The 25,313-nt window shown below is 52.5% G+C and carries 26 protein-coding genes; 16 read left to right on the top strand and 10 right to left on the bottom strand.

Annotation, left to right across the window (positions count from 1 at the left end; genetic code table 11):
- Position 1 precedes the first annotated feature (1 nt).
- The 4 genes from Q9292_RS05710 to Q9292_RS05695 are packed head-to-tail and all read left to right on the top strand — an operon-like array spanning position 2 to position 5,891.
- The gene (locus Q9292_RS05710) at positions 2-1,246 is read left to right on the top strand and encodes a TolC family protein (protein ID WP_194748620.1); all 1,245 of its coding nucleotides are present in this window, start codon (positions 2-4) and stop codon (positions 1,244-1,246) included.
- 10 nt (positions 1,247-1,256) lie between these two features.
- The gene (locus tag Q9292_RS05705; RefSeq protein WP_194748621.1) at positions 1,257-2,408 is read left to right on the top strand and encodes an efflux RND transporter periplasmic adaptor subunit; all 1,152 of its coding nucleotides are present in this window, start codon (positions 1,257-1,259) and stop codon (positions 2,406-2,408) included.
- Between the two features lie 3 nt (positions 2,409-2,411).
- A complete protein-coding gene (locus tag Q9292_RS05700; protein WP_313985728.1) occupies positions 2,412-5,513 on the top strand; it encodes an efflux RND transporter permease subunit in 3,102 nt (1,033 codons plus the stop codon).
- A gap of 45 nt (positions 5,514-5,558) precedes the next feature.
- A complete protein-coding gene (locus Q9292_RS05695) occupies positions 5,559-5,891 on the top strand; it encodes a P-II family nitrogen regulator (protein ID WP_275356279.1) in 333 nt (110 codons plus the stop codon).
- 43 nt (positions 5,892-5,934) lie between these two features.
- On the opposite strand, the gene Q9292_RS05690 is transcribed toward Q9292_RS05695, so the two are convergent.
- From Q9292_RS05690 to dapA, 3 genes are read right to left on the bottom strand one after another with little or no spacing between them, the layout of a single operon-like run.
- A complete protein-coding gene (locus tag Q9292_RS05690) occupies positions 5,935-6,702 on the bottom strand; it encodes an MBL fold metallo-hydrolase (protein WP_313985724.1) in 768 nt (255 codons plus the stop codon).
- A 12-nt stretch (positions 6,703-6,714) separates the two neighbouring features.
- Positions 6,715-7,971, bottom strand: coding sequence for an outer membrane protein assembly factor BamC (gene bamC / locus Q9292_RS05685; protein ID WP_313985721.1), 1,257 nt, complete (start codon positions 7,969-7,971; stop codon positions 6,715-6,717).
- 39 nt (positions 7,972-8,010) lie between these two features.
- On the bottom strand, positions 8,011-8,892 hold the full coding sequence (gene dapA / locus Q9292_RS05680) for a 4-hydroxy-tetrahydrodipicolinate synthase (protein WP_313985718.1): 882 nt from the start codon (positions 8,890-8,892) through the stop codon (positions 8,011-8,013).
- Between the two features lie 200 nt (positions 8,893-9,092).
- Here dapA and rsxB point away from each other — a divergent pair, with 200 nt between their 5' ends.
- The 10 genes from rsxB (at position 9,093) to Q9292_RS05630 (ending at position 15,289) form a co-directional block, all read left to right on the top strand.
- Positions 9,093-9,821, top strand: a complete 729-nt coding sequence (gene rsxB / locus Q9292_RS05675) for an electron transport complex subunit RsxB (protein WP_313985715.1) — start codon at positions 9,093-9,095, stop codon at positions 9,819-9,821.
- Between the two features lie 14 nt (positions 9,822-9,835).
- Positions 9,836-10,495, top strand: a complete 660-nt coding sequence (gene nth / locus Q9292_RS05670; protein WP_313985712.1) for an endonuclease III — start codon at positions 9,836-9,838, stop codon at positions 10,493-10,495.
- Positions 10,496-10,497: 2 nt separating this feature from the next.
- Positions 10,498-10,947 carry a DUF1841 family protein gene (locus tag Q9292_RS05665; protein ID WP_275356285.1) on the top strand — a complete coding sequence of 150 codons (450 nt, stop codon included), beginning with the start codon at positions 10,498-10,500 and terminating at the stop codon, positions 10,945-10,947.
- Between the two features lie 105 nt (positions 10,948-11,052).
- Positions 11,053-11,700 carry an MOSC domain-containing protein gene (locus Q9292_RS05660; protein ID WP_194748630.1) on the top strand — a complete coding sequence of 216 codons (648 nt, stop codon included), beginning with the start codon at positions 11,053-11,055 and terminating at the stop codon, positions 11,698-11,700.
- An 83-nt stretch (positions 11,701-11,783) separates the two neighbouring features.
- Complete coding sequence (locus Q9292_RS05655) at positions 11,784-12,326, top strand: sigma-70 family RNA polymerase sigma factor (RefSeq protein ID WP_194748631.1); 543 nt, start codon at positions 11,784-11,786, stop codon at positions 12,324-12,326.
- Positions 12,327-12,348: 22 nt separating this feature from the next.
- Entirely contained in the window at positions 12,349-12,597 is a 249-nt protein-coding gene (locus tag Q9292_RS05650; RefSeq protein WP_194748632.1) for a zf-HC2 domain-containing protein, read from the top strand.
- A 36-nt stretch (positions 12,598-12,633) separates the two neighbouring features.
- On the top strand, positions 12,634-12,981 hold the full coding sequence (locus Q9292_RS05645; protein ID WP_275356287.1) for a hypothetical protein: 348 nt from the start codon (positions 12,634-12,636) through the stop codon (positions 12,979-12,981).
- 13 nt (positions 12,982-12,994) lie between these two features.
- Positions 12,995-13,873 (top strand): DUF692 domain-containing protein, encoded by an 879-nt coding sequence (locus tag Q9292_RS05640; RefSeq protein ID WP_194748634.1) that lies wholly within the window; start codon positions 12,995-12,997, stop codon positions 13,871-13,873.
- Complete coding sequence (locus Q9292_RS05635; RefSeq protein WP_313985701.1) at positions 13,873-14,625, top strand: DUF2063 domain-containing protein; 753 nt, start codon at positions 13,873-13,875, stop codon at positions 14,623-14,625. The genes Q9292_RS05640 and Q9292_RS05635 overlap by 1 nt, the downstream gene beginning before the upstream one ends.
- A 196-nt stretch (positions 14,626-14,821) precedes the next feature.
- Complete coding sequence (locus Q9292_RS05630; protein WP_194748636.1) at positions 14,822-15,289, top strand: MarR family winged helix-turn-helix transcriptional regulator; 468 nt, start codon at positions 14,822-14,824, stop codon at positions 15,287-15,289.
- 164 nt (positions 15,290-15,453) lie between these two features.
- Here the strand turns inward: Q9292_RS05630 and Q9292_RS05625 are convergent, their stop codons facing one another.
- The 3 genes from Q9292_RS05625 to Q9292_RS05615 form a co-directional block, all read right to left on the bottom strand.
- Positions 15,454-15,639 (bottom strand): DUF1289 domain-containing protein, encoded by a 186-nt coding sequence (locus tag Q9292_RS05625; protein ID WP_194748637.1) that lies wholly within the window; start codon positions 15,637-15,639, stop codon positions 15,454-15,456.
- A gap of 23 nt (positions 15,640-15,662) precedes the next feature.
- On the bottom strand, positions 15,663-18,395 hold the full coding sequence (gene secA / locus Q9292_RS05620) for a preprotein translocase subunit SecA (RefSeq protein ID WP_313985692.1): 2,733 nt from the start codon (positions 18,393-18,395) through the stop codon (positions 15,663-15,665).
- 101 nt (positions 18,396-18,496) lie between these two features.
- A complete protein-coding gene (locus Q9292_RS05615; RefSeq protein WP_194748639.1) occupies positions 18,497-19,399 on the bottom strand; it encodes a M23 family metallopeptidase in 903 nt (300 codons plus the stop codon).
- Positions 19,400-19,441: 42 nt separating this feature from the next.
- Here Q9292_RS05615 and Q9292_RS05610 point away from each other — a divergent pair, with 42 nt between their 5' ends.
- Positions 19,442-19,942: a DUF721 domain-containing protein gene (locus tag Q9292_RS05610; protein WP_228518830.1), complete on the top strand. Its 501-nt coding sequence runs from the start codon at positions 19,442-19,444 to the stop codon at positions 19,940-19,942.
- Between the two features lie 196 nt (positions 19,943-20,138).
- Positions 20,139-22,169, top strand: coding sequence for a sodium-translocating pyrophosphatase (locus Q9292_RS05605; RefSeq protein WP_313985686.1), 2,031 nt, complete (start codon positions 20,139-20,141; stop codon positions 22,167-22,169).
- A gap of 73 nt (positions 22,170-22,242) precedes the next feature.
- Here Q9292_RS05605 and ppa read toward each other — a convergent pair whose 3' ends face one another.
- The 4 genes from ppa to gap form a co-directional block, all read right to left on the bottom strand.
- A complete protein-coding gene (gene ppa, locus Q9292_RS05600) occupies positions 22,243-22,791 on the bottom strand; it encodes an inorganic diphosphatase (protein WP_194748641.1) in 549 nt (182 codons plus the stop codon).
- Positions 22,792-22,863: 72 nt separating this feature from the next.
- Positions 22,864-23,160, bottom strand: coding sequence for a YkvA family protein (locus Q9292_RS05595; protein ID WP_313985682.1), 297 nt, complete (start codon positions 23,158-23,160; stop codon positions 22,864-22,866).
- A gap of 21 nt (positions 23,161-23,181) precedes the next feature.
- Positions 23,182-24,081, bottom strand: a complete 900-nt coding sequence (locus tag Q9292_RS05590) for a phosphoribosylaminoimidazolesuccinocarboxamide synthase (protein WP_313985679.1) — start codon at positions 24,079-24,081, stop codon at positions 23,182-23,184.
- Between the two features lie 104 nt (positions 24,082-24,185).
- A complete protein-coding gene (gene gap / locus Q9292_RS05585) occupies positions 24,186-25,247 on the bottom strand; it encodes a type I glyceraldehyde-3-phosphate dehydrogenase (RefSeq protein WP_194748644.1) in 1,062 nt (353 codons plus the stop codon).
- Positions 25,248-25,313: the final 66 nt, after the last annotated feature.

Raw genomic sequence — 25,313 nt, 5'->3', positions numbered from 1 at the left:
TATGTTGTCTTGTATTCGTTGGCGAACCTTATACTGGCTGGGATGGCTGTGTAGCCTGCCTGCCCTCGCACTGGCCGAAGGCCAAACTTTTGACTTGCAAATGCTGCTGGACAAAGCCGTGGCTGAGAATCCCACCATTGCAGTGAGTAAAGCTCAAACGGCAGCTGCTGCCGCTGGCGTTACCGTGTCGCGTTCTTACTATAATCCGGACCTGGAAATCATGGCGGGACCTGCCAGATATCGTAATGCCCCAGGTACGACCAACCAGAACTATGGCGTGACCATTTCCCAGCCACTGGACTTTCTTAGCACACGCGCCTCCCGTCGTGAATATGCTGAGCAGCAGTTTAATTACGCCGAGAAAGGCATCCACACTACCAGCTTTGACTTGCGTAACCAGATTAAAGCGGCTTATTTGAATGTGTTACTTCGCCAGCAGATTATGGAAATGCTGGGCGCAAACCTGGCGTTACTGCAGCAAGTACAAAGCCGCGTCAAACGCAAAGTTGAAATAGGCGAAGCGGCCAGATATGAATTGATCAAGGCGGATACTGAATTACTGGCCACTGAACGTGACTATGCCAGCGCACAAACCAGAATTGACGAAGCCAAAGCCATGTTGCATGGCATGATCGGCAATATGCCTGACGCGTTTGAGATCAAGCGGCAGTTACCTACCATCTCGAACCTACCCGACATCACCGAATTGAGACGTTCGGCGGAGAACAATCCTTACCTGCAACAGCTGCAGAGTGCCAGGGACAGTGCTGAAGCCAAACTCAAACTGGAGCAGGCGCTACGTTTCCCCGGGGTGACCGTGAAGTCAGACTTCACGCAAGACCCGGACCTGAATACCTTAAGAGTAGGCGTGGTGGTGCCTTTACCGGTCTGGAACCGGCGCGAAGGCCAGATAGCACAAGCAGTGGCGGGGATTGAGGAAGCCAATGCCAACATCAAGCAGCAACAACTGTTACTGCGTAAGGAGATAGACAGCGCCTATCAACGGACCGTGATTGCCAGCAACCAGCTAAAAGCGTTTGAAAACGGCTTGTTACAACAATCGCAGGCAACCTTGAGTCGCGCTGAAGCGGCTTATAAATTCGGAGAACGCGGCATTCTGGAGTATCTGGATGCACAACGCGTCAATCGTGAAGTCAAACGGGACTACCTGATTGCCAAATTCGATTATTTTTTCAGTGTCTTGCAAATCGAACGTTTCATCGGTTCCGATTTGGTACAACCTTAAGGGGATGGTCATGTCTCGTGTGTTATTTTCAACTTTACTGGTCGCCGCGCTGGCTGTGATGTCTACCGCGTGCTCAGAAAAACCTGCTCCGGTTGCAGAAAAAAAAGAAGTCGTCGACCCTAGCCTGGTCACCTTGACCAAAGAATTACAAGCCAACGTCAAGGCCGGCCCGGTCACCGAAGTACAGTTCGTCGATACTTTGCGCATCCCTGGCCGTATCCAGGTGGATGAACAATATGAATCGCGTGCAGGGGCGTCGATTACCGGTCGTATCAGTACACTCGATGTCAATCTGGGCGACGAAGTTAAAGCAGGCCAGCGTCTGGCCACCATCAAAAGTACAGAGCTGGCGCAGTATCAACTGAGTTATATTAAAGCCAGCCAGCAGATGCAATTGCATAGAAAGGCCGTTGACCGTGCCAAGCAATTGCTTGAAGCCGACGTGATCAGCCCGGCCGAATTGCAGCGCCGTGAAGGTGAGCTCAATGCCGCCAATGCAGAGGTCAATGCTGCCCGCGACCAGTTACTAGTCCTTGGCATGGCGCCTAATGCCATCGCGCAACTGGGTCTGGCCAATAGCGGCATGTCTACCAGCCAGGTCAATTCAAAAATCACCGGCACGGTCATCGCGCGCAATGCCAGACTGGGGCAAGTCGTCGCCCCGGCCGAAGAGCTGTTTGTGATTGCAGACTTATCGCATGTCTGGGCGGTTGCCGAGATTCCTGAACAGCAAATTGCACATATCAGCGAAGGCCAAACCATCAATATTGAGGTACCGGCTCTGGGCGATGCCGAATTGACCGGCAAGCTGGCGTTTGTGGGCGATATTGTTAATCCGGCCACGCGGACCGTGATGGCGCGTGCCAATATCGATAATAGCAAAATGCTGTTAAAGCCAGACATGCTGATCACCATCCTACTCGAGGCTAAACCGGAAAAAGTTGTGGCTGTACCCGCGACTGCTGTGGTGCGTGAAAACAATGCAGACCATGTTTTTGTGCAAACCATGAAACCAACGCAATACAAACTGATGCCTGTCACCCTCGGTAGAACCTATCAGGGTTACCGGGAAGTATTACAGGGCTTGCAAGCTGGTGACCAAATCGTGCTGGATGGCGCTTTTCACGTCAATAACGAGCGTAAGCGCAAAGAAATGGAGTAAGGCATGATTGAGTCTTTAATTCGCAGCGCGCTCAAGCAGCGCCTGATTGTGTTGGTGCTTGCCATCGCGCTGATTGGTGCCGGTTTATTTGCCGTTAAAAAACTGTCTGTCGACGCATTTCCTGATGTGACCAACGTTCAGGTCATGATTGCGACACAGGCCACCGGGAAATCTCCGGAAGAAGTTGAGCGGTTTATCACCGTACCGCTGGAAATCGCCATGACGGGTCTGCCCGGCCTCACTGAAATGCGATCGGTGAATAAAAACGCCCTGTCGCTGATTACGCTGGTTTTCACTGACAGCACCGATGTGTATTTCGCCCGACAATTGGTGATGGAACGCCTGATGGAAGTCATGGAGCGTATGCCTCAAGGCGTGACGCCTATTCTTGGGCCGGTCTCCACTGGCTTGGGGGAGGTGTATCAATTCACGCTGGACAAACCCAGTGATGGCAAAAAAGAACTGACGCGTGAAGACCTGACCGAAAGACGCGCCATCCAGGATTGGGTCGTGCGCCCATTGCTGCGCGGTATCCCCGGCGTGGCCGAGATTAACTCTCAAGGCGGTTACGTTAAACAATATCAGGTCTTGGTCAATCCTGACCGCATGACGCATTTTTCGATCAAGCTCAAAGATGTGTATGAAGCGTTGGCGCGTAATAATGCCAACAGTGGCGGCGGCATTCTGCCCCACTATGCCGAGCAATACCTGATCCGCGGTGTGGGCCTGGTGCAAAACCTGGACGATATCCGCAACATGGTGCTCAAGGAAGAAAACGGCATCCCGGTCTACATCCGCGATGTCGCAGAAGTCACCATAGGCCATGAAGTGCGCGTCGGCGTAGTGCTGAAAAATGGTGATACCGAATCCGTGGGTGGCATTGTCATCATGATGCGTGGCGGCAACGCCAAGGAAGTGGTTAGTCGCATCAAGGCGCGGGTGGAAGAAATCAACAGCAAAGGCATGCTGCCGCATGGCTTGCAGATCGTGCCTTATTATGATCGTAGCGAACTGGTGGATGCGGCACTACACACTGTTACCAAAGTGCTGATTGAAGGCATTGTTCTGGTGATTGTGATTCTGTTCCTGTTCCTGGGCGATGTGCGTTCCAGCCTGATTGTGGTCGGCACGCTGGTGCTGACGCCACTAATTACCTTTATGGTCATGAACCATTACGGCATTTCTGCCAACCTGATGTCGCTGGGTGGTCTGGCGATTGCCATAGGCTTGATGGTCGATGGATCAGTCGTGGTGGTAGAAAATACGTTTCACCACCTGGGGCACCGTAAAGACGAAAGCCGGATTCGCGTGGCACTGGAAGCTGCCACGGAAGTGGCGACACCCGTCTTGTTTGGCGTAGGCATTATTATTCTGGTGTTCTTGCCATTGATGACACTGGAAGGCATGGAAGGCAAAATGTTTGCGCCTCTGGCCTACACCATTGCCATTGCCCTGTTTGTGTCGCTGATCTTGTCGCTGACCCTGACGCCAGCGCTGTGCTCCTATGTGTTAAAGGGCGGGAGCGGTGAAGACACCAAGCTGATACAGACGATCAAGCAACCCTATTTATCCGCTCTGAACTGGGTACTCAATAACGAGAAAAAAACCATTACTTTCTCGGCGCTTTTATTTATTGGCACCATTGCGCTATTCCCATTTTTAGGGACTTCTTTTATCCCAGAAATGAAAGAAGGCTCGATTGTGCCGGGCATTAACCGTGTCCCTAATATTTCGCTCGAAGAATCCATGAAAATGGAAAACAAGGCGATGAAGCTGATCATGGAGCAAGTGCCGGGCGTCAAGTCTGCCATCTCCGGCCTCGGCCGTGGTGAAAGCCCGGCCGATGCGCAGGCACAAAACGAGTCCACCCCCATTATCAGCCTGAAACCGCGTGATGAATGGCCGGAAGGCTGGACACAGGATGATATTGCGGAAAAAATGCGTCAAGTGCTTGAGAAGTACATCCCGGGCGTGCAAATCATCATGGCGCAGCCTATTTCTGACCGCGTGGATGAGTTGCTGACTGGGGTGCGTGCCGATGTCGCCGTCAAGATCTTCGGTGAAGATCTGGATATGCTGAAACAAAAAGCGGACGAAATTGCCAAGATTGCCGGCACGGTCAAAGGCGCGACAGAAATCAAGGTAGAAAAAGTCTCCGGGCAACAATACCTGAATATTACGATTGACCGTCAGGCGATTGCCCGTCATGGCATCAACACTGCCGATGTGCATGACATCGTTGAAACAGCCATAGGCGGCAAAATCGCCACCGAGATTTTTGAGGGACAACGCAGATTTTCAGCCGCAGTACGCTATCCAGAATCTTTCCGTAATAATGAAGAAGCCATCCGCAACATTATGTTGACCTCCCCTAACGGCTCGCGTGTGGCGCTGGACGATGTGGCCGATATTGAAGTGAAGGATGGGCCGGCGCAGATCAGCCGCGAGCTGGCCAAACGCCGCATTGTCATTGGTGTCAACGTGAAAGACCGCGACCTGGGTGGTTTTGTGGCGGAGCTGCAACAAGTGCTGGATCAGCGCCTGCAATTGCCCGATGGTTACTACCTTGAGTATGGTGGCCAGTTCCAGAACATGGAGCGGGCCATGGGGCACCTGATGATTATTATCCCAGTCACCATTGCGGCGATTTTCTTCTTGCTGTTCTTGCTGTTCCAGTCGATACGCTTTGCCACCATGATTATTCTGGTGCTGCCATTCGCCTCGATTGGCGGCGTGATTGCCTTGTTTGTCACCGGCGAATATTTATCAGTCCCTGCCTCTGTCGGCTTTATTGCCCTGTGGGGGATTGCAGTACTTAATGCCGTGGTGCTGGTGTCTTATATCCGCACCTTGCGTGATGAAGGCCTGAGTCAACTGGAGGCGATTCGCAAGGGCTGCGCGCAGCGGTTCCGACCAGTCATGATGACGGCCACGGTGGCCATGCTAGGCTTGGTGCCGTTTCTGTTTGCCACCGGCCCAGGCTCAGAAGTACAGCGGCCATTGGCGATCGTGGTCATTGGTGGCTTGATCACTTCAACCTTGTTGACACTGATTGTGGTGCCAACCTTGTACCGTAAGTTTGAAGAAAGCAAAATAGAGGCATAATCCATGCCGAAACAAGCGACGTAAAAATATTCAGGGTGACTGTTTATGAAAGAAATCAAAGCGGTTGTACAACCAGCGAGATTACCTAAAATCCGCTCGGCCTTGCGCAACATCAAAGGCTTCCCCGGCATGTCCGTCCACAAAATGGAAGGCTGCGGTCCACACCTGCAAAAACCAAGTGCAGGGGTACGTGAGGAGCTCACCGATTACAGCCCTAAAGTCTATCTGTACATGGTGGTGCCGGATGACCTGGTAGAGGGAATCTTGCAAACCATCGTCGAGGTGGCCCATACCGGCAATGTGGGAGATGGCATTGTCTGGGTGACGCCCGTGGAACGCATGATCAGGCTGTCAGAGCAAATCATGGTGCTAGACTAGTGGTCGTGTGGCACTAAGTTAGGCGGACGCGTAGTGGCGCGCCTTACAAGTCGCGCCAGTCCAGTCCCTCAGCCTGATGGGCAATGCCTATCCAGTCACTGTCACAATGCAAGACTTCACTCAACGCCTGCCTGGCCAAGGCAGGCGTATTATTTTTCTCGCTTAAATGCGCAGCAACCAGATGCTTGAGGCGGCGGTTATCCAGCTGACTCAGTAGCTGGGCACTGGATTGATTGTCCAGATGCCCCAACCAGCCACCTACCCGCTTTTTCAGCGAGTGTGCATAAGGTCCGGTGCGCAACATCTCCAGATCATGATTGCACTCAAGCAGCAAGCCATCACACGCCTGTAGCATGGCCACGATGTGCGGGGTCACACTGCCAACATCTGTAAGCACACCCAGCTTGTGCGCGCCATCCGTAAACACAAATTGTGCGGGTTCGCGGGCATCATGTGGCACAGGATAGGGATGGACCTCTATGTCTTGCAGGGCAAATGACGTATGGGCATCAATCAGCTTTACCGTCACCGTCTGGCTAGGCAAATAGCGCTCGCACATGCGGTAGGTGCCATGCGTGAGCCAGACTGGGATCTGGTAGCGTGCAGCCAGTTTAAACGCGCCTCGCGCATGATCGTCGTGCTCATGCGTCACCAGGATGCCAGTCAGTTGCTCAGGGGCCAACTGCAAGCGCGCCAGACGCTGCACGGTATCCTTGACACTAAAACCGCAGTCAAGCAAAAGCCGGGTTTCCCCGGCTTCTACCAGCGTGGCATTGCCTGCGCTGCCACTGCCCAATGATGCAAATCGCACGCGCGGACCCGCTTATTTCAATTGATCATACAACAGCGAAATAATGCGGTTTGCCGTAGTGGAGGTATTGCGTTTGTTGTCAGGCGTCAGCACATACACATCGGTGGTGTCATCGGCATTTTCCAGCACCTGGATATGGTATTGCTTGCTCGACTTGTCGCCATCGGACGTGCCTTTCCAGAATTTGCTTTTATCGCCGGATTTAACCTCGGCCGGTGCATTACTCTTCTCATCATCGTCACTGCTCCAGAATTTCAAGCGCTCCAGCAAGCCTTTTTTCTGCTTGATCGGGTCCTCAGCATCCGTATCCGCATAACGCACATAGAAAATACCTTCAGAGCGGTTTTTATCCTCGGTCACAAAACCAATACGGTCCAGCGCCAGGCCCACACGGCGCCATGCACGGTCAAACGGCTCATTAAGTTTGAGCGTCACGCTCTGGTCCGGCTCTTTCACCACATCGGCGCGCTTGTCCGAAACCGCCTGCGTCATGACCTGATCGGCTTTCTGCTCATCCAGACCAAGCTTGACCATCATCCGGCGCAACAACTCCGCATCCAGATCAGCATCAAACTCTTTCCCTGCATTATTCTTGTTATCAGCCGCATTCGGACGATAGCCGGTATCAATCACCCCTAACTGAGTGGTGACGTAGTTTTTGCCATCATCTGGCGCACCGGCAACGGTACGGTGCGTCATATAAATTTCAGTGGTACCCTCTTTTTCGCCGCGCTCCAAACGGGTACGGAACTTACGTCTGTCAGCAAAGCCGGAGAGCTTATCCAGCCAGGCATCAAACTTTTCGCCATACCCACGGTTGTCTTCTTTGGGCTTGATGGCATCCGACTGCAACCACTCTGTCTCGATCACCCCAAGTTCAGGATTCTCGACACGGACGGCAAAGCCTTGATCCAGCCAGAAATCACGCACCAGCGGCCAGATTTTTTCCGGTGGCGCATTCACCACCAGCCAGCGCTGGGACCCCGCTTTGACCATACGCACATTTTTCATGTCAGCCAGCACGGGCTGCGGACCATTCTGCTCTTGCGCTTCCTGGTTTTGGCTATAAGCCGAATAGCTGGTGGCGCCTGGCACATTGTAGGTACTACTGGTGCGGACCGACGTCAGGTCAGGCGGCACTTCAAGTGGCTTGGAACGACTGGCCCCCTTGTAGTCCGAACTGTTGTTCATAAACGGGATAGAATCGCAGGCGGCCAACACAGTCACCAGACTGAACAGCACTGCGCGTTGTAACCATAGATGACTCATGTGTTTCACTAGCCTTATCCTAAATTAGTCTTTGCACGCTCAAACAGCGGCGATTTCTGCCTGCTGCATGGCGTGACGCAATACTTCATGATACTGGCCCGACAAATTGACCAGCGGCAGACGGATCCCGGTACCGATCAAGCCCATTTGTTGCAATACCCATTTCACGGGGATAGGGTTGGCCTCAACAAACAGTTTCTGGTGCAGGGCAAACAGTTTGGCATTGGCCGCCTTGGCGGCAACCAGGTTGCCACTCAAGGCCTGCACGCACATTTCGTGCATCAGTTTCGGTGCCACATTCGCCGTCACGGAAATAACCCCTTTGCCACCCAGCAACATCAGCGCCAGTGCTGAGGCATCATCGCCACTGTAGACCGCAAAATCTGATGGCGCGCGCAGCAGTAAATCAGTGCCCCGCTCAATGCCTCCTGTCGCATCTTTGATGCCGACGATGTTGCGCACCTGCGCCAGGCGCAACACCGTGTCATTGCTCAGGTCGCACCCGGTGCGGCCAGGCACATTGTATAAAATTTGCGGGATATCGACGGCTTCAGCCACTGCTTTAAAGTGCTGATACAAGCCCTCTTGTGAAGGTTTGTTGTAATAAGGCGCGACCAGCAGGCAGGCATCCGCACCCAAACTTTTGGCTTTGGCAGTTAAAGCAATGGCTTCAGCGGTAGAGTTAGCACCAGTACCGGCAATCACCGGTACCCGCTTGGCGACATAATCCACCGTGGTTTTAATCAGCAGGCAATGCTCGTCTACGTCTACGGTGGGCGACTCACCGGTCGTCCCGACAATCACAATACCGTCCGTACCGGCATCGACATGAAAGTCGATCAGCTTTTTGAGTGCGTCCAGATCCAAACGACCATCTTCAAACATCGGGGTCACAATTGCGACCAAACTGCCCGTCAACATACCTAACGCCATTCAATAATAAAGCCAATATTTTAACTGATTATACGCATGAACGCCAAAGAACCACTTGCAAGGCGTCTGTAACTCCATAATCCTGCCAGCAGCATGGATTTAAACAGTGGGGATACGGCATAAAGTCCTGAGTAACGCAGCCTTTCAGTTATAATCAATCCATTCGGATTAACGCTCGTCCAAGCTCCATGCCGCCTTCCGCACAGCCATCAGCAGACCTCAAGCAGACAGGCGTAACCGCGCCAGAAAACCCTGCCAGACTAGAGCCATTGATCAGTCAAATTGACGCCCTGCTGCCACAAACCCAGTGCGGCCAATGTGGATATAACGGCTGCCGACCCTACGCTGGCGCCATTGCTCGCGGCGAGGCAAATATCAACCAGTGCCCACCTGGCGGCGACGCTGGCATACATGCACTGGCCACCTTGCTCAACCAACCCTACCAAGCGCTCAATCCCGCACATGGCGTGACCAAAGGCAAACTGGTGGCCGTGATTGATGAAGACGCCTGCATTGGCTGTACGCTGTGTATCAAGGCCTGCCCGGTTGATGCCATCGTCGGCGCCTCCAAGCAAATGCATACGGTGATCGCGCAGGAATGCACCGGCTGTGAATTATGCCTGCCGCCCTGTCCGGTCGATTGCATCAGCCTGCAAGCCGTGCCGGGGCGGCAGATGGCAATGTCTCCCGCAGAATCCGACCTGGCAAGACGCCGCCATCAACAGCGGCAAAAACGCTTGGCGCTTGAAAATCACGCAACAGCCCACACCTATCCCAAAGACCAGCCCCGGATGGAGACGAGACCGGCCAGCGACACCGCGCAGCCAACCCCGACCGCTACCGAGGCACTCAAACAGGCGGCAATTGCAGCCGCGCTGGCGCGTATTAAAGCCAGGCAAGCTAAGCTGCCCCAATAGATTGAAATCTTGTGATGAATGCTCAAAAAAGACAGGCCATTTTTGAAAGACTGGCGCAGGCCATTCCCAACCCCACCACAGAACTCGAGCATAGCTCCACCTTCGAGTTGCTCATTGCGGTGATTTTGTCTGCACAAGCGACAGACAAAGGCGTGAATATCGCCACGCGCAAGCTGTTCAAGGTCGCCAATACGCCGGCAACCATCCTGGCACTTGGGGTCGAAGGCCTGGAAAGTTATATCAAAACCATAGGCTTGTATCACGCCAAAGCCCAAAACGTGCTCAAATGTTGCGAGCAATTGCTTAACTTGCATGAGGGTGAAGTTCCAGATACCCGAGAAGCGCTCGAAGCCCTGGCCGGGGTTGGCCGCAAAACCGCTAATGTGATCCTGAATACCGCCTTTGGCCAACCCACCATTGCGGTCGATACCCATTTATTCCGCGTTGGCAACCGCACCAAACTGGCCCAGGGTAAGAATGTACTCGAGGTCGAACAGCGTTTTTTGAGCACAACACCTAAAGCCTTTTTAAAAGATGCGCATCATTTGCTGATTCTACATGGCCGCTATACCTGCACAGCCCGCAACCCTAAATGTGGTGAATGTTGCATCGCCGATTTATGTGAATTTCACGACAAACAGATACAGCCGGTTGCGCCACCGGCAGGAGTTTAGCCATGGCCTTGTTTAATCCCAGCCGCGATGAAGTGAGGCAGTTTTTCTTTGATGCCTGGGCAAAATTCAAACAGCAACAAGCCTTGACCGAGCTGGAGAAAATGGCCGTGGGCATCATGCATATGCATCCCGAGTACCACGACATCCTGGACCAGCCAGCCCATTACCTGCAACAGGCTTACTATCCTGAAATGGGAGAAACCAATCCGTTTTTGCATATGAGTTTGCACCTGTCCATCCAGGAACAAATCAGCATCAACCAGCCGATCGGCATTACGCAAGCCTACGGCAAACTGTGCACCCGCTTTCAGGAAGAGCACGCCGCCCAACATGCCTTGCTCGAATGCCTGGCAGAAACCATCTGGCTGGCGCAGCGCAATCAAACCGGTCTCGATGCCGCGCATTATTTGCAATTGATAGAACAACGCGCAGACATGCCCCCCAGTCAATAAGGCCTGGTATGTGCGTATGCTGGAAGATAAGTTGAATCACTTATTAAAGCACAAGGCGATTTATGCGAGCATGACAAGATCACCGACTCCCCTCTCTAGCTTGCTATGAAACTACTTTCAGTCAATGCGGCCTTGCCGCAAACCGTTCACATCAACGGCAAACCCGTCCTCACTGGCATTTATAAAACACCCCTGACAGGCCAGGTTGCCTTGCAAGCGCTGGGCCTGGCGGGCGATGGTCAGGCCGATTTGACCGTGCATGGCGGCGAACACCAGGCCTTGTATGCCTACCCGGTTGAGCATTATGCGCATTGGCAAAACCGCTGGCAAAAAAGTACACTCGCGTATGGCACTTTTGGCGAAAACCTCACCGTACGAGGATTGCTCGAAAGTGACGTCTGTATCGGCGATATCCTGCAAATCGGGGATGTGGTGCAGGTACAAGTGACCATGCCGCGCATTCCGTGCTTTAAATTCGGCCACAAAGTGGGCAAGCCCGACATGCTGGATGAGTTCTTGCGTAGCGGCTACAGCGGTTTTTACTTGCGTGTGCTGCAAGTCGGCCTCATTCAAGCCGGTGACGACATCCAGATTTTGCAGCGCGACGTGCACGGCATCAGCATACGCACCGCACTAGGACTGCAAAAACTCGGGGAAGGAGACCAGAAGCTGCTGCAAAAAGCCTTGCAGGTAAGTACGCTGGCGCCATTGCTACGCAAAGTCTATTCTGAACGACTGTCGCAACTGGGATAGTGTGTGTCACACCCATGGGAGCTTACGTCACTCTCCTGCAAACGCTATTCCACCGCCCTTGAATCTATGATTCAATAGCCGCCATGAAACCGAATCCGCATGACTGGCTCAATGAACATGGCGACTATCTTTACCGTTTTGCCCTCGCCCGCTTGCGCGACAGTCATCAAGCTGAAGATGTCGTGCAGGAAACCTTGCTTGCAGCCATCAAAAATCCAAACTTTGCCGAACACTCCAGCCCACGCACCTGGCTGACCGGCATCCTCAAGCATAAAATCATAGACTGTCTGCGCAAACAACTGCGTGAAGTGCCCGCCTCGGAACTCATGAGCGAAGAAGATGCCAATATGGATGAGTTTTTTGATGAAACCGGGCACTGGGCAGAAAAACCGCAGGCGTGGGATATGCCACAGCAAGCCTTGCAACAAAGCCAGTTCCTGACCATATTGCAACAATGCATGGAGCGGCTGCCACAAAAACTGGCGGCGATTTTCACCATGCGCGAAGTCGATGACATGGAGAATGAAGAAATTTGTAAGGTACTCGAGATCAGCGCGACCAATGCTTGGGTCATGCTATACCGCGCCCGCATGAGTCTGCGAAAATGTCTTGAGATGAACTGGTAACCATAGGTAGCACAGAAAATAAATGTTGAGTTGCAAACAAACCAGCCTGCTGGTCTCGCAATCACTGGACCGTCCACTCAACTGGCGTGAGCGGTGGGCGGTGAGAGTGCATTTGCTCATTTGCGTCTATTGCAGGCGTTTTAAACAGCAACTGCTGTGGATGCGCCGTCACCTCGCCAGTTGGCAGCAACAGGCGGCGGACGATCAGTCACTGACGCTCTCTGCAACAGCCAAGGAACGAATCACACAACAACTGGACAAGTTTTACTGATGTCCGCTTTTCAATCTGAGCAAGAAGGAAAAAATCATGAAAAAGCAAAATGTGGCATTAATGACAGGTGCAGTGGCCTTGTCAATTGCAGCGGTCAGCGCGCATGCCGCAAGTAATCCGTTTGAAATCAAACCGCTCGCGCAAGGATACCAGGTGGCAGAAGCCACAGACAGCAAAGCCAAGGAAGGTAAATGTGCGAGCGGCCAATGTGGGGCACACAAGAAAAAGATGAAAGAAGGCAGCTGCTCTGCCGAGAAAATGAAAGAGGGTTCTTGCCACCACCATAAAAGCAAAGAGGGCAGCTGTTCAGCAGAAAAAATGAAGGAGGGTGGCTGCTCTGCCGAGAAAATGAAAGAAGGTGCCTGTCACGCCAGCAAATCCTGAGGGACCCTAGCGCATGGCGTTACGCTCAGAGATTCAGGGTGCGGGCTTGGGGCTCAAGCGTGAGCTGATTCCCCAACTGATGCGGCAGCATGGGGAGCCACAGCTCAGCGCGCTGCAGTTTTTAGAGATTGCCCCGGAAAACTGGTTACAGGCTGGCGGCAAATACGCGGCGGAACTAGACTGGTTTGTTCAACGCTATCCCATGGTGTGTCACGGCTTGTGTTTATCGTTGGGCGGTCCAGACCCGCTCAACATCGCTTTTCTCAAACAGCTTAAGCAGTTTCTGAAAGACTTCGAGATTCCACTCTATACCGAGCACCTGAGTTATTGCAGCGACCTGAGCAATGGTTATATTTATGATTTACTGCCTATCCCCTTCACGCATGAAGCGGTGAAATATGTGGCGCAACGCATCCGGCAAACGCAGGATATTCTGGAGCAGCGCATCGCCGTTGAAAATACCTCGTTTTACGTGGCGGCACCAATGTCAGACATGGATGAAATCAGCTTTATCAATGCCGTATTGACCGAGGCGAATTGCGACCTGCATCTGGATATCAACAATCTGTATGTCAACAGCGTCAACTTTCAGTTTGATCCTTATGCCTTTTTGGACCAGATCCCAGCCGAGCGTGTGGTGTACGGGCACTTGGCCGGCCATTGGCAAGCGCAACCTGACTTACTGGTAGACACCCATGGCGAAGCGGTCATTGAACCGGTGTGGCAATTACTCACCCATGCCTATCGCAACTTGAAGATCTTCCCAACGCTGCTGGAGCGAGATAGCAATATTCCGGCACTCAACGAAGTCATGCTTGAAGTGAAGCGGATTGCGCAATCACAGCAATCGCAATTGCTGACCGACGCAAACATGCTGCCAGAGGTGGCCTGATGCCTGCCTTTCAGGATTACCAGGCCAGTTTTACCGCCCATTTGCGTCAGCCAGCGCAGCATGCCCCTCCGCATGGGGTAGACCGCAAACGCATGCGCATTTACACGGAGATCGTCTTTAACCAGTTTTTGACTAGCCTGCAAGCCTGTTTTCCAGTGCTGAGGTCCATCCTGGGCAAGCGCATCTTTCAACGCCTGGCGCGGCAGTGCTTCTCCGGGCAAACATTTGCCAATCCCTTGTTTCAGGATATTCCCGCCAGATTTGTCGATTTTTTAAGCACCCATCAAGCCGCTGACCTGCCCCCATACACGACTGAATTGGCCCATTATGAATGGATAGAACTGGCGCTTAGTCGCGAGCTGGCAGAAGCACCATTGCCAGCGGCCGAGCAAACAGCGTTGGTACCTGGACTCACCCATCGCGTCAGCCTGACCGCCGTGCATCGCCTGCTGCATTATGCTTTTCCGGTGCATCAACTGTCGCGCAAGCAACGACATCTCCCTGCCTCTGACACTTACCTGCTCGTGTATCGTACGCCAGATTTTCAGATACGCTTTATCCAACTCAACGTGATCACCTACCAATTGTTACAACAGATACATCTGCATCCAGCCACTGCAGAACAACATTTGCTAGAATTGTCCCAACATCTGCCAGATCTGCCGCGCGAGACTTTGCTTCAATTTGGAATAGAGACCTTGCAGACCCTGGCCGCGGCGCAAGCGATCGACGTTACCCCAGCGCAGGACTAATACGCACCGGGCTCATTAATCCACGTAAACAATTACCCTTAAAGTATAAATATCATTAATATTTATCGCGAAAAGGACTTTTTTGTCTAAAATAAACCCAGTTCGGGATTTTTTCCCGACATTCGCCACCTCATAACAGGTGGACATTCAGGGAAGCTGATACAATAAAAAAATAAATATTTACATTAAATTAACCATGCAAAATACTCTTGCCAAAGAAGCTTTAAAACAATTTCGGATTATTTTTGGAACCGTGAGGCAACACTTCAGGGAGATTGAAGTGTCTTGTGGCATTTCAGGCTCGCAATTGTGGTTATTACACGAAATCGCCACGCACCCAGAATTAGGTGTTTCTCGTCTGGCTGAAAATCTGGCCATCCATCAATCCACCTGTAGCTTGCTGGTCGAAAAACTGGTCAAAAAACAATTGGTGCAAAAACAGCGTCAAAGCGAAGACCAACGCAAAGTCGGCCTGATTGTGACTGATGCTGGGCACGCGGTGCTCGCCAAGGCACCGAAACCAGTAGATGGCATTCTGCCGCAAGTCTTGCACACACTGGATATCGAAGCTTTAAAAGAGTTAAATGCCTCGTTGAACATGGTCATTACCAAGTTGGACGCACAATCCAAAGCACTCGCCGACCAGCCAATGGGTGATATGTAAAAGCATCGCTTGATTTGTGGACTGAGAATCACTGGTTGCGTCACGGATTATTCACCTGGCTTACGCTGAACCCAGCCCTCAATCAGCTCAAAACAACGCACACAAATAAAAAAGTCGGCAACTGCCGACTTTTTTATTTGTGTCTTGAATCCTGCAAAATTGAGTTATTCGCCAAATACTGCCGCCTCACGTGCCGCTGCCGTTTTGATGACTTCGGCTTTGGCCGCATTATCCAGATCCCACCATTGGCGGATTTCCTCTAGCGTTCTAAAGCAGCCCTGGCAAAAACCACTCACTTCGTCCATGCTGCACACCCCGACACATGGCGAGGCAATTTCCTGTTCTGACATGCTGATTTCCTTTCAAACTTACCCTAGCTCAAAGCACCGTGGCAATTTTTATATTTTTTGCCAGAGCCACATGGGCAAGGGTCATTACGCCCAACACGTACGCCTTCAGGCACATTCAAAGATTCTGCGGCGCTTGCATCTGTAGTCGCCAATGCAGAGTCGTAATCCGTGTGTTGATACTGCACATTTGCCACCTCGGCGGCGCGCATGGCTTCTTCTGCGCGGCGCTCTTCGGCTTCAAGCTCTTCGCGGGAACGAATCTGCACCTGCATGGTGATCTTGGTAACTTCACTTTTCACCGTATTCAACAGCGACTCAAACAGCTCAAACGCTTCACGCTTGTATTCCTGTTTGGGGTTCTTTTGCGCATAAGAACGCAAATGAATGCCTTGGCGCAAATGATCCAGTGCCGCCAAATGCTCGCGCCAGTGGTTATCCAGGCTTTGCAACATGACTGATCGCTCAAAATTACGCATGTTGTCATTGCCTGCGAGTGCCTCCTTGGCACCATACAGTTCGTTGGCAGCATTGAGGATACGCTCACGCAAGGTTTCCTCATGCAGGTCAGGGTTGGTTTCCAGCCATTCCGCCACTGGCAAGGTCAAGCCAAGCTCAGCCTGCAAAGCCTGCTCGAGCGCTGGGACTTCCCATTGCTCTTCCACGCTGCCTGGAGGAACGTAAGTATTAAACAAGCTGTTGATGACGTCTTCGCGCATGGCATGAATCGTTTGACCGACATCAATAGACTCTAGCAACTCATTGCGCTGTTCGTATATCACCTTGCGCTGGTCATTGGAGACATCATCGTATTCCAGCAATTGCTTGCGGATGTCAAAGTTACGGCCTTCAACCTTGCGTTGCGCGTTTTCAATGGCGCGCGTCACCATGGCATGTTCAATCGCTTCACCTTCCGGCATGTTGAGGCGGGTCATAATCGCCGCCACACGCTCACCGGAGAAAATACGCAACAATGGATCTTCAAGCGAAAGATAGAAGCGGCTGGAGCCTGGATCGCCCTGACGGCCTGCACGGCCACGCAGCTGGTTATCTACACGGCGAGATTCGTGACGCTCGGTACCGATGATATGCAAACCACCCGCGGCCAGCACGGCATCATGGCGCTGCTGCCACTCGGCTTTGAGCTGGGCAATTTTGCCAGCTTTTTCTGCCTCAGACAGTTTTTCATCCTGCTGGATAGCATGAATTTCATTTTCCGAATTACCGCCGAGCACAATATCGGTACCGCGGCCAGCCATGTTAGTGGCAATGGTAATAACGCCTGGACGACCGGCCTCTGCCACGATGCTTGCTTCGCGCTCATGCTGTTTGGCATTCAATACCTGATGTTCAAGCTTGGCCTGAGTCAGGAGCTTGGAAATCAGTTCGGAGTTTTCAATCGAAGTGGTCCCGACCAGCACAGGCTGACCTTTGGCCTGACACTGTTTAATATCCTCAATGACGGCTTTGTATTTTTCCATCGCCGTGCGGTAGACCTTGTCCATCGCGTCCAGGCGCTGTACCGGTCTGTGGGTTGGAATCACCACGGTTTCCAAGCCATAAATCTGGTTAAACTCATAGGCCTCGGTATCAGCCGTCCCGGTCATGCCGCTCAGCTTTTTATACATGCGGAAATAGTTCTGGAACGTGATCGAAGCCAAGGTCTGGTTTTCTTTCTGGATGGTCACGCCTTCTTTGGCTTCGACTGCCTGATGCAGGCCATCAGACCAGCGGCGGCCCGGCATCATGCGGCCTGAAAACTCATCGACGATGACGATCTCGCCGTTACGCACGACATAATGCTGATCCCGATGATAGAGATTTTGTGCGCGCAAAGAGGCATACAAATGATGCACCAGCGTAATATTCGCCGGTTCATACAGGCTTGAACCCGCCGCCAGCAAGCCGGTTTGTTCCAGCAATTGCTCGGCATGCTCATGCCCGGCTTCACTCATGGTCACACTCTGGGCTTTTTCATCTACCCAAAAGTCGCCTTCACCCTCTTCGGCTTGCTGACGCACCAATTGCTTGGCCACTTCATTGATGGCACCATACAAATCCACGCTGTGTTCAGCCTGGCCGGAAATAATCAATGGCGTACGCGCTTCATCAATCAGGATAGAGTCCACCTCATCCACCAGCGCATAATGCAAAGGACGCTGTACGCGCTCCTCTTTGCTAAACACCATGTTGTCGCGCAGGTAATCAAAGCCGAACTCGTTATTGGTCCCGTAGGTAATGTCTGCCGCATAGGCCAGCTGCTTGGCATCATGCGTCATTTGAGACAGGTTAATGCCTACGCTCAGACCCAGGAAGTTATACAGTTTGCCCATCCATTCGGCGTCACGCTTGGCCAGATAGTCGTTGACCGTCACCACATGTACGCCTTTACCGGTCAAGGCATTCAAATAAGTCGGCAAGGTCGCCACCAGGGTTTTACCTTCACCGGTACGCATTTCGGCAATTTTGCCTGCGTTGAGCACCATGCCACCGATCAGCTGTACGTCGAAGTGACGCATCCCCAACACGCGCTTGCCGCCCTCACGCACAACTGCAAAAGCTTCTGGCAACAGCTTTTCCAGGCTCTCACCGCCAGCATAACGCTGTTTGAACTCCTCAGTTTTGGCCCGCAACTGCTCATCCGAGAGTGCGGCGATTTCTGACTCTAATGCATTGATTTGTTTGACGATTTGCTGGTATTGCTTGACGAGCCGATCATTGCGGCTACCAAATACTTTTTTAAACAACGAGGCTAACATGAGTCACACCGATTTCCGCTGACGCGGTGTTAATTGAAATAAACAGAGATTGTATAAGATATAGAGGGCGATTGTCTCAATTATTGTATTGCCTGACTGGGTCAGGAGTGATTTTTGAGATACTCACGCGGGTCCAGCGGATTGCCATTGAGACGAATTTCATAATGCAAATGCGGCCCGGTTGAGCGTCCGGTACTGCCAATTAAGGCAATCTTTTGACCTTTGGTGACACGGTCTCCCGGGTTCACCAATAGCTTTGAATTGTGGGCATAGCGCGTTTCGAGACCCGCGCCATGGTCAATCTTGAGCAAATTGCCATAGTCTGCGGTTTGTACCGCGGTAGTCACAATACCGTCTGCAGCTGCATAAACCGGCGTCCCCACCGAGGCTGGGAAGTCCAGTCCTTCGTGAAAGGCGCGATGGCCACTCATGGGATCAATCCGCCAGCCATAACTGGACGAACTATACGCGGCTTCCACCGGACTACTATTAGGCAGCATTTCGCGCAATACGCTCTTTTGCAACAACTTGGCCTCAAGCTTGCCCTGATACTCATCACGCAAATCGAGGTCTGCAGACATTTGCTCGATGGTTGCTTTCAGGTCTTCCTCACTCAGCGGAGAATCTTTTACCAGCGGCCCCCCGCGGCCCATCATGTCGTTGACCGGCGTTCTTTCATTAATCGGCTCTGCAGTCGATTTGACGCCTGCCAATTTGGACAAGCGCTGATTTTGCGCATCCAGCCGCAAAATACGCGCCTGCAATTCGCCAATTTGCTTGGCATAAGCATCGAGGTGATTTTGGGTAGACAACATGGCACCACGCAAGTGAGGCGGCAGCATAGCTTTAACGCCTTGTGATTTAATGACCTGCTGCGGTGTGATAAACAACAGCGTCAACACGATAGGCACCAAAATCAGCGCCAGCACCAAGCCGACACTTTCAAACACGCCCAATGTTTTGGGCTTGGCCATTTTTTCTGAAACAATAATGATATTAATCATGCTACGAACTCTCGCGATGCACCCGCCGCATGCCGACTAAACATGCATGACAGCGATGTGGTGTACAATATTCAAGCATTCTGTGGACAACCGGCCATGTTCAAAATCAACCAGATTTTCAAACATCATCAAGCGCTCAAACCGCTACTACAAGAAGCGGATGACCGTCAGCAATTACAACAATGCTGGTCTGCAGTTGCCCCGGAATTTTCCAGGCTTTCGCATGTGCTAGCCCTACAAGAGGGGGCGCTAACGATTGCAGTGCAATCAGGCGCTGTGGCCAGCAGAATCAGGCTAATGGAAGCCCAATTACTGCGAAAAATCCAGGAATTTAGTCAAAACTCCCGGAAAATCAAGGCTTTAAACCTTAACGCAATTAAGGTCAAAGTGCAAGTAAAATCTCGCCCGCCTAGCAAAACCAAACGCATCAAATCCCCGTCCAAGCACGCCTTAACGGCACTCGAACGTTGCGCCAAACAAATCGACAATCCTGCGCTGGAAGCGGCCCTGCTTGAGTTTGTCGATCACCAGCGTCAAGACTGAGCCATCCTCACCTGCTAGCCGGGAACCCGGCCATCTCTGCAATCAGAGTACGTATGCTCCGCTATTACACGCTATTGTAGGTGCACACTAATAGTGCAATAATGCCCCAACCTGTTACATTCCATTAACAAATCTGGCAACAGGGTGGTGAGCAGTCATTATCTTCAACGCAGTTTCATCAGGAACAGGAGAAGTCATGTCAGTTGCACTAATGTTAGCGCTTGGTGCCGCCGTTCTGGCGGTAGTGTATGGCGTCGTAATGAGTCAATGGATTTCAGGGTTGCCCGCGGGGAACGCCCGCATGCAAGAAATTGCCGGCGCCATTCAACAAGGGGCTGCTGCCTATCTCTCCCGACAATACAAAACGATTGCCCTGGTTGGGGTTGTTTTGACGATCTTGATCGGTATTTTTCTAAACCCGCAAACTGCCATCGGTTTTGTGATTGGCGCGGTTCTCTCCGGTGCCTGCGGATTTATAGGCATGAACGTCTCGGTGAAAGCAAACGTACGGACCGCCCAAGCCGCGACGCATGGCATAGGGGCGGCTCTGGATGTCGCGTTTAAAGGCGGCGCAATCACTGGCATGCTCGTCGTTGGCCTGGGACTGTTAGGGGTGGCAGGGTTTTATATCTACCTGGGTGCTGAGCAGGCGACTGATCTGAACCCACTGATTGGCCTGGCTTTTGGTTCCTCGTTGATCTCTATCTTTGCGCGCTTGGGCGGTGGCATTTTCACCAAGGGGGCCGATGTCGGGGCCGACCTGGTAGGTAAGGTAGAAGCTGGTATTCCTGAAGATGACCCCCGCAACCCGGCTGTGATTGCGGACAATGTCGGCGACAATGTGGGTGACTGCGCAGGCATGGCGGCTGACCTGTTTGAAACTTATGCGGTGACCCTGATTGCCACCATGGTACTGGGGGGGCTGATGGCAACAGAAGCAGGTGCCAATGGCATCATTTACCCCTTGTTGCTAGGGGCGGTTTCCATCGTCGCCTCAATTATTGGCTGCTTTTTTGTCAAAGCCTCGCCCGGTATGAAGAATGTGATGCCCGCGCTATATAAAGGTCTGGCGGTCGCTGGCGTCCTCTCGCTAATTGCGTTTTACTTTGTCACGCAATATGTATTCCCGCAAGGCTATACCCATGGTGAAGTCACGGTGTCCAGCCTGGCCCTGTTTGGCGCCTGTGCGGTTGGGCTGGGACTGACCGCGGCACTGGTATGGATTACCGAATACTACACTGGGACCGATTACGCGCCGGTCAAACACGTGGCGCAAGCCTCTACCACCGGCCATGCCACCAATATTATTGCCGGGATAGGCGTCTCGATGAAGTCCACCGCCCTACCTGTACTCTCGGTGTGTCTTGCGATTTATGTCGCTTTTCACCTGGCAGGACTGTATGGGGTAGCCATTGCCGCCATGGCCATGCTCAGTATGGCAGGCATTGTCGTGGCTTTGGATGCTTACGGCCCGATAACCGATAACGCAGGCGGGATTGCCGAAATGGCTGAATTGCCTAGCAGTGTCCGCGATGTGACTGACCCGCTGGATGCTGTAGGCAACACCACCAAAGCGGTCACCAAAGGCTATGCTATTGGCTCCGCAGGCCTGGCAGCGCTGGTCCTGTTTGCAGACTACACACACAAGCTTGAAAGCGCCGGCATCACTGCCAGCTTTGATTTGAGCGATCCCAAAGTCATCATAGGCTTGTTTATCGGCGGCTTGATTCCATATCTGTTTGCCGCCATGGCCATGGAAGCGGTAGGTCGTGCCGCAGGCAGTGTGGTTGAAGAAGTCCGCCGCCAGTTTCGCGAAATCAAAGGCATTATGGAGGGCACAGCCAAGCCTGAATACGGCAAAGCCGTGGATATGCTGACCAGCGCAGCCATCAAGGAAATGATGTTGCCCTCCCTGCTGCCGGTGGCCGCACCGATTGTGGTCGGACTGGTTCTGGGGCCGGTCGCACTGGGTGGTTTGTTGATGGGCACCATCGTGACCGGCTTATTTGTCGCTATCTCGATGTGTACTGGTGGTGGCGCCTGGGATAACGCCAAAAAATACATTGAGGATGGCCATTATGGCGGCAAAGGATCTGATGCGCACAAGGCGGCCGTGACAGGCGATACCGTTGGCGACCCTTACAAGGATACGGCGGGCCCAGCTGTGAACCCACTGATCAAGATCATCAATATTGTTGCGCTGCTGATCGTGCCCTTATTACATTGACCTTGGATTTTAAGCGTTCATAAAGCAAAAAGCCGGGCGAACGACCCGGCTTTGTTGTGCGCGTTGCAACAAATTAGAACGCTGGCTTCACTTCGGCCTTGTTGTAACGGGCAACCCCATCCACGATTTCCTTGTGGGCATCTTCAATCCCCACCCAACCTTCAATTTTCACCCACTTACCCTTGTCCAGATCTTTGTAGTGTTCAAAGAAGTGCGCAATCATATCCAGGCGCCAAGGCGATACATCGGTCAATGTTTTTTGATAAGCATAGAGGCCGCAGACTTTCTCAACCGGCACCGCCAGCACTTTGGCATCACCACCCGCTTCGTCTGTCATTTTCAGCATGCCCAATGCACGGCAACGCACGACCACACCTGGCAACAAAGGCACTGGCGTAATCACCAGCACATCCACCGGGTCTCCATCATCGCCCAGGGTATGTGGAATGTAACCATAGTTACATGGATACTGCATGGAGGTGCCCATAAAGCGATCGACGAACAGCGCACCGCTTTCTTTATCTACTTCATATTTCACTGGATCACCATTGGCTGGGATCTCGATAATGACGTTAAAGTCGTGGGGCAAATCTTTGCCGCTAGGCACCAAATTCAAAGACATGTTTTTAAACCTATCCCTATAAAAAAATCGCCATTATAGGCGATTAATATGAACATTTGCTGGCAAACAACACTATTTTTGATCCTGCTCAGCCGCGACCGCATCGCGGCATGCCTGCCTGATCGTCACAGGAATCAGCTTGAGCGCGAGATACAGCAACAGCGGAATAATCACCAATTCATCAAGCTGGCCAATCAGCGGAATAAAGTCGGGGATCAGATCAAACGGCAACACCAGATACGCCAGGGCTAGCCATAATAACGCTTTGGCTAACCAGGGCGTTTGCGGATGTGCAAGCAATGCGCGATAAAACAAGATCTCTTGTTTAAAGCGTTGGCCCAGCGTCACCAGTTGTGCACGAAACCCCATCGCCCTTGACCGATTCAGCGGTCAATCCACCTGCAGCGTGCGGCCGGTGAGTTTGGCAAATGCCTCCATGTACTTGTCCGAGGTGCGTTGAGCCACGTCAGCTGGTAATTCCGGGCCGGGTGGCGTCTTGTCCCAACCGCAACTTTCCAGCCAGTCACGCACATACTGTTTATCGTAGCTGGGCGGGTTGCTGCCTACCTGATACTGGTCTGCAGGCCAGAAGCGTGAAGAATCAGGCGTCAATACCTCGTCCATCACATGCAACACCCCTTGCGCATCCACACCAAATTCAAACTTGGTGTCGGCAATGATGATGCCTTTGGTACGCGCATACTCGGCCGCACGCGTATACAGCGCAATTGCCGCCTGCTCGACCTGGGCCGTGAGCGCTTTGCCAATCAGTTCTTCCACCCGGGCAATGCTGATATTTTCATCATGCTCGCCTACCGCCGCCTTGCTCGAAGGGGTAAACAAAGGTTGTGGCAACTGCTGCGCCAGTTGCAGGCCTGCTGGCAGGGGAATATCACATACCGTACCCTTGGCCTGATACTCTTTCCAGCCGCTGCCCACCAGATACCCGCGCACAATCGCTTCCAATGGCAAGGCTTTGAGTTTTTTGACCACCACGGCACGGCCTTTGACCTGAGCCACCTCATCCGGCGCGACTACAGATTCCGGCGCGATCCCGGTCAAGTGGTTAGGCACCACATTCTGCAATTGCTCAAACCAGAAGTTAGCCATTTGCGTCAGCATCGCGCCCTTGTGTTGAATCCCCGTGGGCAAAATCACATCAAAAGCACTCAAGCGATCTGTACTGACCAGCAGCATGGTCTGCGCGTCGATATCGTAGATATCACGCACCTTCCCCTGGTGCAGTTTTTTCAGACTCTTGATAGAAGTTTCGAGCAATGGCGCTGACATAATCGTGATCACAAAAGTAAAAACCGCATTATAAATGCGCCACGCCCTTGCAGGCGAATAAATTGTCCGTTAACGACATCAGCCCACAAATGGAGGCCGTCTCGCTAAGCGGCCACCTCTTCAATCTCGACTGGATCAGGCAAATTGGTCATGCACAGCTTGGCATAGCCCACATAGCGCGTCAGACGCAGCAAATTGCAGGTATAACCATACTCATTGTCGTACCAGGCTACCAGCTTCACAAAAGAGGGGTCCAACATAATGCCAGCCGATGCATCAAACACGCTGGCAGCTGGGTAGCCTCTGAAATCACTGGAAACCACGGCCTCATCGGTATACCCCAGCACCCCCTTCAAATCTCGCTCTGCGGCGTACTTCATCACGGCGCAGATGTCTTCATAAGTGGTTTTTTGCTGCAACTCGACCGTCAGGTCAACCACCGACACATCTGCCGACGGAATACGCATGGCCATGCCGGTTAACTTCTTGTTGAGGGCCGGAATCACTTTACCGACGGCCTTGGCCGCCCCGGTACTTGAAGGAATAATGTTATCAAAGACGCCACGACCTCCCCGCCAATCCTTGTTCGACGTCCCATCCACCGTTTTTTGAGTCGCCGTGGCCGCATGAATAGTGGTCATCAATCCACGTTTGATGCCAAAATGATCATGCAACACCTTGGCCATAGGCGCCAGGCCATTGGTGGTGCAAGAGGCGGCAGAGACAATTTCTTCACCGCGATAATGATAATGATTGACGCCATAGACATACATAGGCGTGTCGTCCTTCCCTGGCGCTGATTGGACGACAATGCGCGCGCCCCCATTGATGTGTGCAGCACAGGTTTCCTTGGTCAGAAAGACACCAGTACACTCCACCACCACATCCACGTTTGCACTGGCCCAGTCAATCTGCGCCGGATCACGATGTGCCGTCAACCGGATGGGCTTGCCATTCACCACCAGCGATTCGCCCTCTAACTGTGCATCGTATGCGAGACGACCGTGCACCGAATCGTACTTGAGCATATACAACATCTGCTCGGGCGCCTCGATACCGTTGATCGCCACCACCTCCACATCTTTGAACTCTGCCTGATTTAAAGCGGCTCTGAGCACCATGCGCCCAATTCTGCCAAACCCGTTTATGCCGATCCGAACAGTCATTTTTTGGACTCCTTTTGTCGTGGATATCCTAAAACAAGCAATTTTGATGCTCATTTTGAGCAGTTA

Source organism: Methylophilus sp. VKM B-3414, from assembly GCF_032248435.1.
In the GTDB taxonomy this organism is placed as follows: Bacteria; Pseudomonadota; Gammaproteobacteria; order Burkholderiales; family Methylophilaceae; genus Methylophilus; species Methylophilus glucosoxydans.
The sequence above is the reverse complement of the archived record's forward strand: the minus strand, read 5'-3'. Positions and strand labels throughout refer to the sequence as shown.

Bases quoted from the DNA above. Each gene is read 5' to 3' on its own strand.
- rsxB (WP_313985715.1), top strand. From the start codon at position 9,093: ATGCCGCCTTCCGCACAGCCATCAGCAGACCTCAAGCAGACAGGCGTA.
- Q9292_RS05710 (WP_194748620.1), top strand. From the start codon at position 2: ATGTTGTCTTGTATTCGTTGGCGAACCTTATACTGGCTGGGATGGCTG.
- Q9292_RS05595 (WP_313985682.1), bottom strand. From the start codon at position 23,160: ATGGGGTTTCGTGCACAACTGGTGACGCTGGGCCAACGCTTTAAACAA.
- Q9292_RS05695 (WP_275356279.1), top strand. From the start codon at position 5,559: ATGAAAGAAATCAAAGCGGTTGTACAACCAGCGAGATTACCTAAAATC.
- Q9292_RS05625 (WP_194748637.1), bottom strand. From the start codon at position 15,639: ATGTCAGAACAGGAAATTGCCTCGCCATGTGTCGGGGTGTGCAGCATG.
- gap (WP_194748644.1), bottom strand. From the start codon at position 25,247: ATGACTGTTCGGATCGGCATAAACGGGTTTGGCAGAATTGGGCGCATG.
- Q9292_RS05640 (WP_194748634.1), top strand. From the start codon at position 12,995: ATGGCGTTACGCTCAGAGATTCAGGGTGCGGGCTTGGGGCTCAAGCGT.
- dapA (WP_313985718.1), bottom strand. From the start codon at position 8,892: ATGTTGACGGGCAGTTTGGTCGCAATTGTGACCCCGATGTTTGAAGAT.
- nth (WP_313985712.1), top strand. From the start codon at position 9,836: ATGAATGCTCAAAAAAGACAGGCCATTTTTGAAAGACTGGCGCAGGCC.
- Q9292_RS05645 (WP_275356287.1), top strand. From the start codon at position 12,634: ATGAAAAAGCAAAATGTGGCATTAATGACAGGTGCAGTGGCCTTGTCA.
- Q9292_RS05630 (WP_194748636.1), top strand. From the start codon at position 14,822: ATGCAAAATACTCTTGCCAAAGAAGCTTTAAAACAATTTCGGATTATT.
- Q9292_RS05700 (WP_313985728.1), top strand. From the start codon at position 2,412: ATGATTGAGTCTTTAATTCGCAGCGCGCTCAAGCAGCGCCTGATTGTG.
- Q9292_RS05615 (WP_194748639.1), bottom strand. From the start codon at position 19,399: ATGATTAATATCATTATTGTTTCAGAAAAAATGGCCAAGCCCAAAACA.
- Q9292_RS05590 (WP_313985679.1), bottom strand. From the start codon at position 24,081: ATGTCAGCGCCATTGCTCGAAACTTCTATCAAGAGTCTGAAAAAACTG.
- ppa (WP_194748641.1), bottom strand. From the start codon at position 22,791: ATGTCTTTGAATTTGGTGCCTAGCGGCAAAGATTTGCCCCACGACTTT.
- Q9292_RS05610 (WP_228518830.1), top strand. From the start codon at position 19,442: ATGCATGACAGCGATGTGGTGTACAATATTCAAGCATTCTGTGGACAA.
- Q9292_RS05605 (WP_313985686.1), top strand. From the start codon at position 20,139: ATGTCAGTTGCACTAATGTTAGCGCTTGGTGCCGCCGTTCTGGCGGTA.
- Q9292_RS05660 (WP_194748630.1), top strand. From the start codon at position 11,053: ATGAAACTACTTTCAGTCAATGCGGCCTTGCCGCAAACCGTTCACATC.
- Q9292_RS05635 (WP_313985701.1), top strand. From the start codon at position 13,873: ATGCCTGCCTTTCAGGATTACCAGGCCAGTTTTACCGCCCATTTGCGT.
- Q9292_RS05705 (WP_194748621.1), top strand. From the start codon at position 1,257: ATGTCTCGTGTGTTATTTTCAACTTTACTGGTCGCCGCGCTGGCTGTG.
- secA (WP_313985692.1), bottom strand. From the start codon at position 18,395: ATGTTAGCCTCGTTGTTTAAAAAAGTATTTGGTAGCCGCAATGATCGG.
- bamC (WP_313985721.1), bottom strand. From the start codon at position 7,971: ATGAGTCATCTATGGTTACAACGCGCAGTGCTGTTCAGTCTGGTGACT.
- Q9292_RS05665 (WP_275356285.1), top strand. From the start codon at position 10,498: ATGGCCTTGTTTAATCCCAGCCGCGATGAAGTGAGGCAGTTTTTCTTT.
- Q9292_RS05650 (WP_194748632.1), top strand. From the start codon at position 12,349: ATGTTGAGTTGCAAACAAACCAGCCTGCTGGTCTCGCAATCACTGGAC.
- Q9292_RS05655 (WP_194748631.1), top strand. From the start codon at position 11,784: ATGAAACCGAATCCGCATGACTGGCTCAATGAACATGGCGACTATCTT.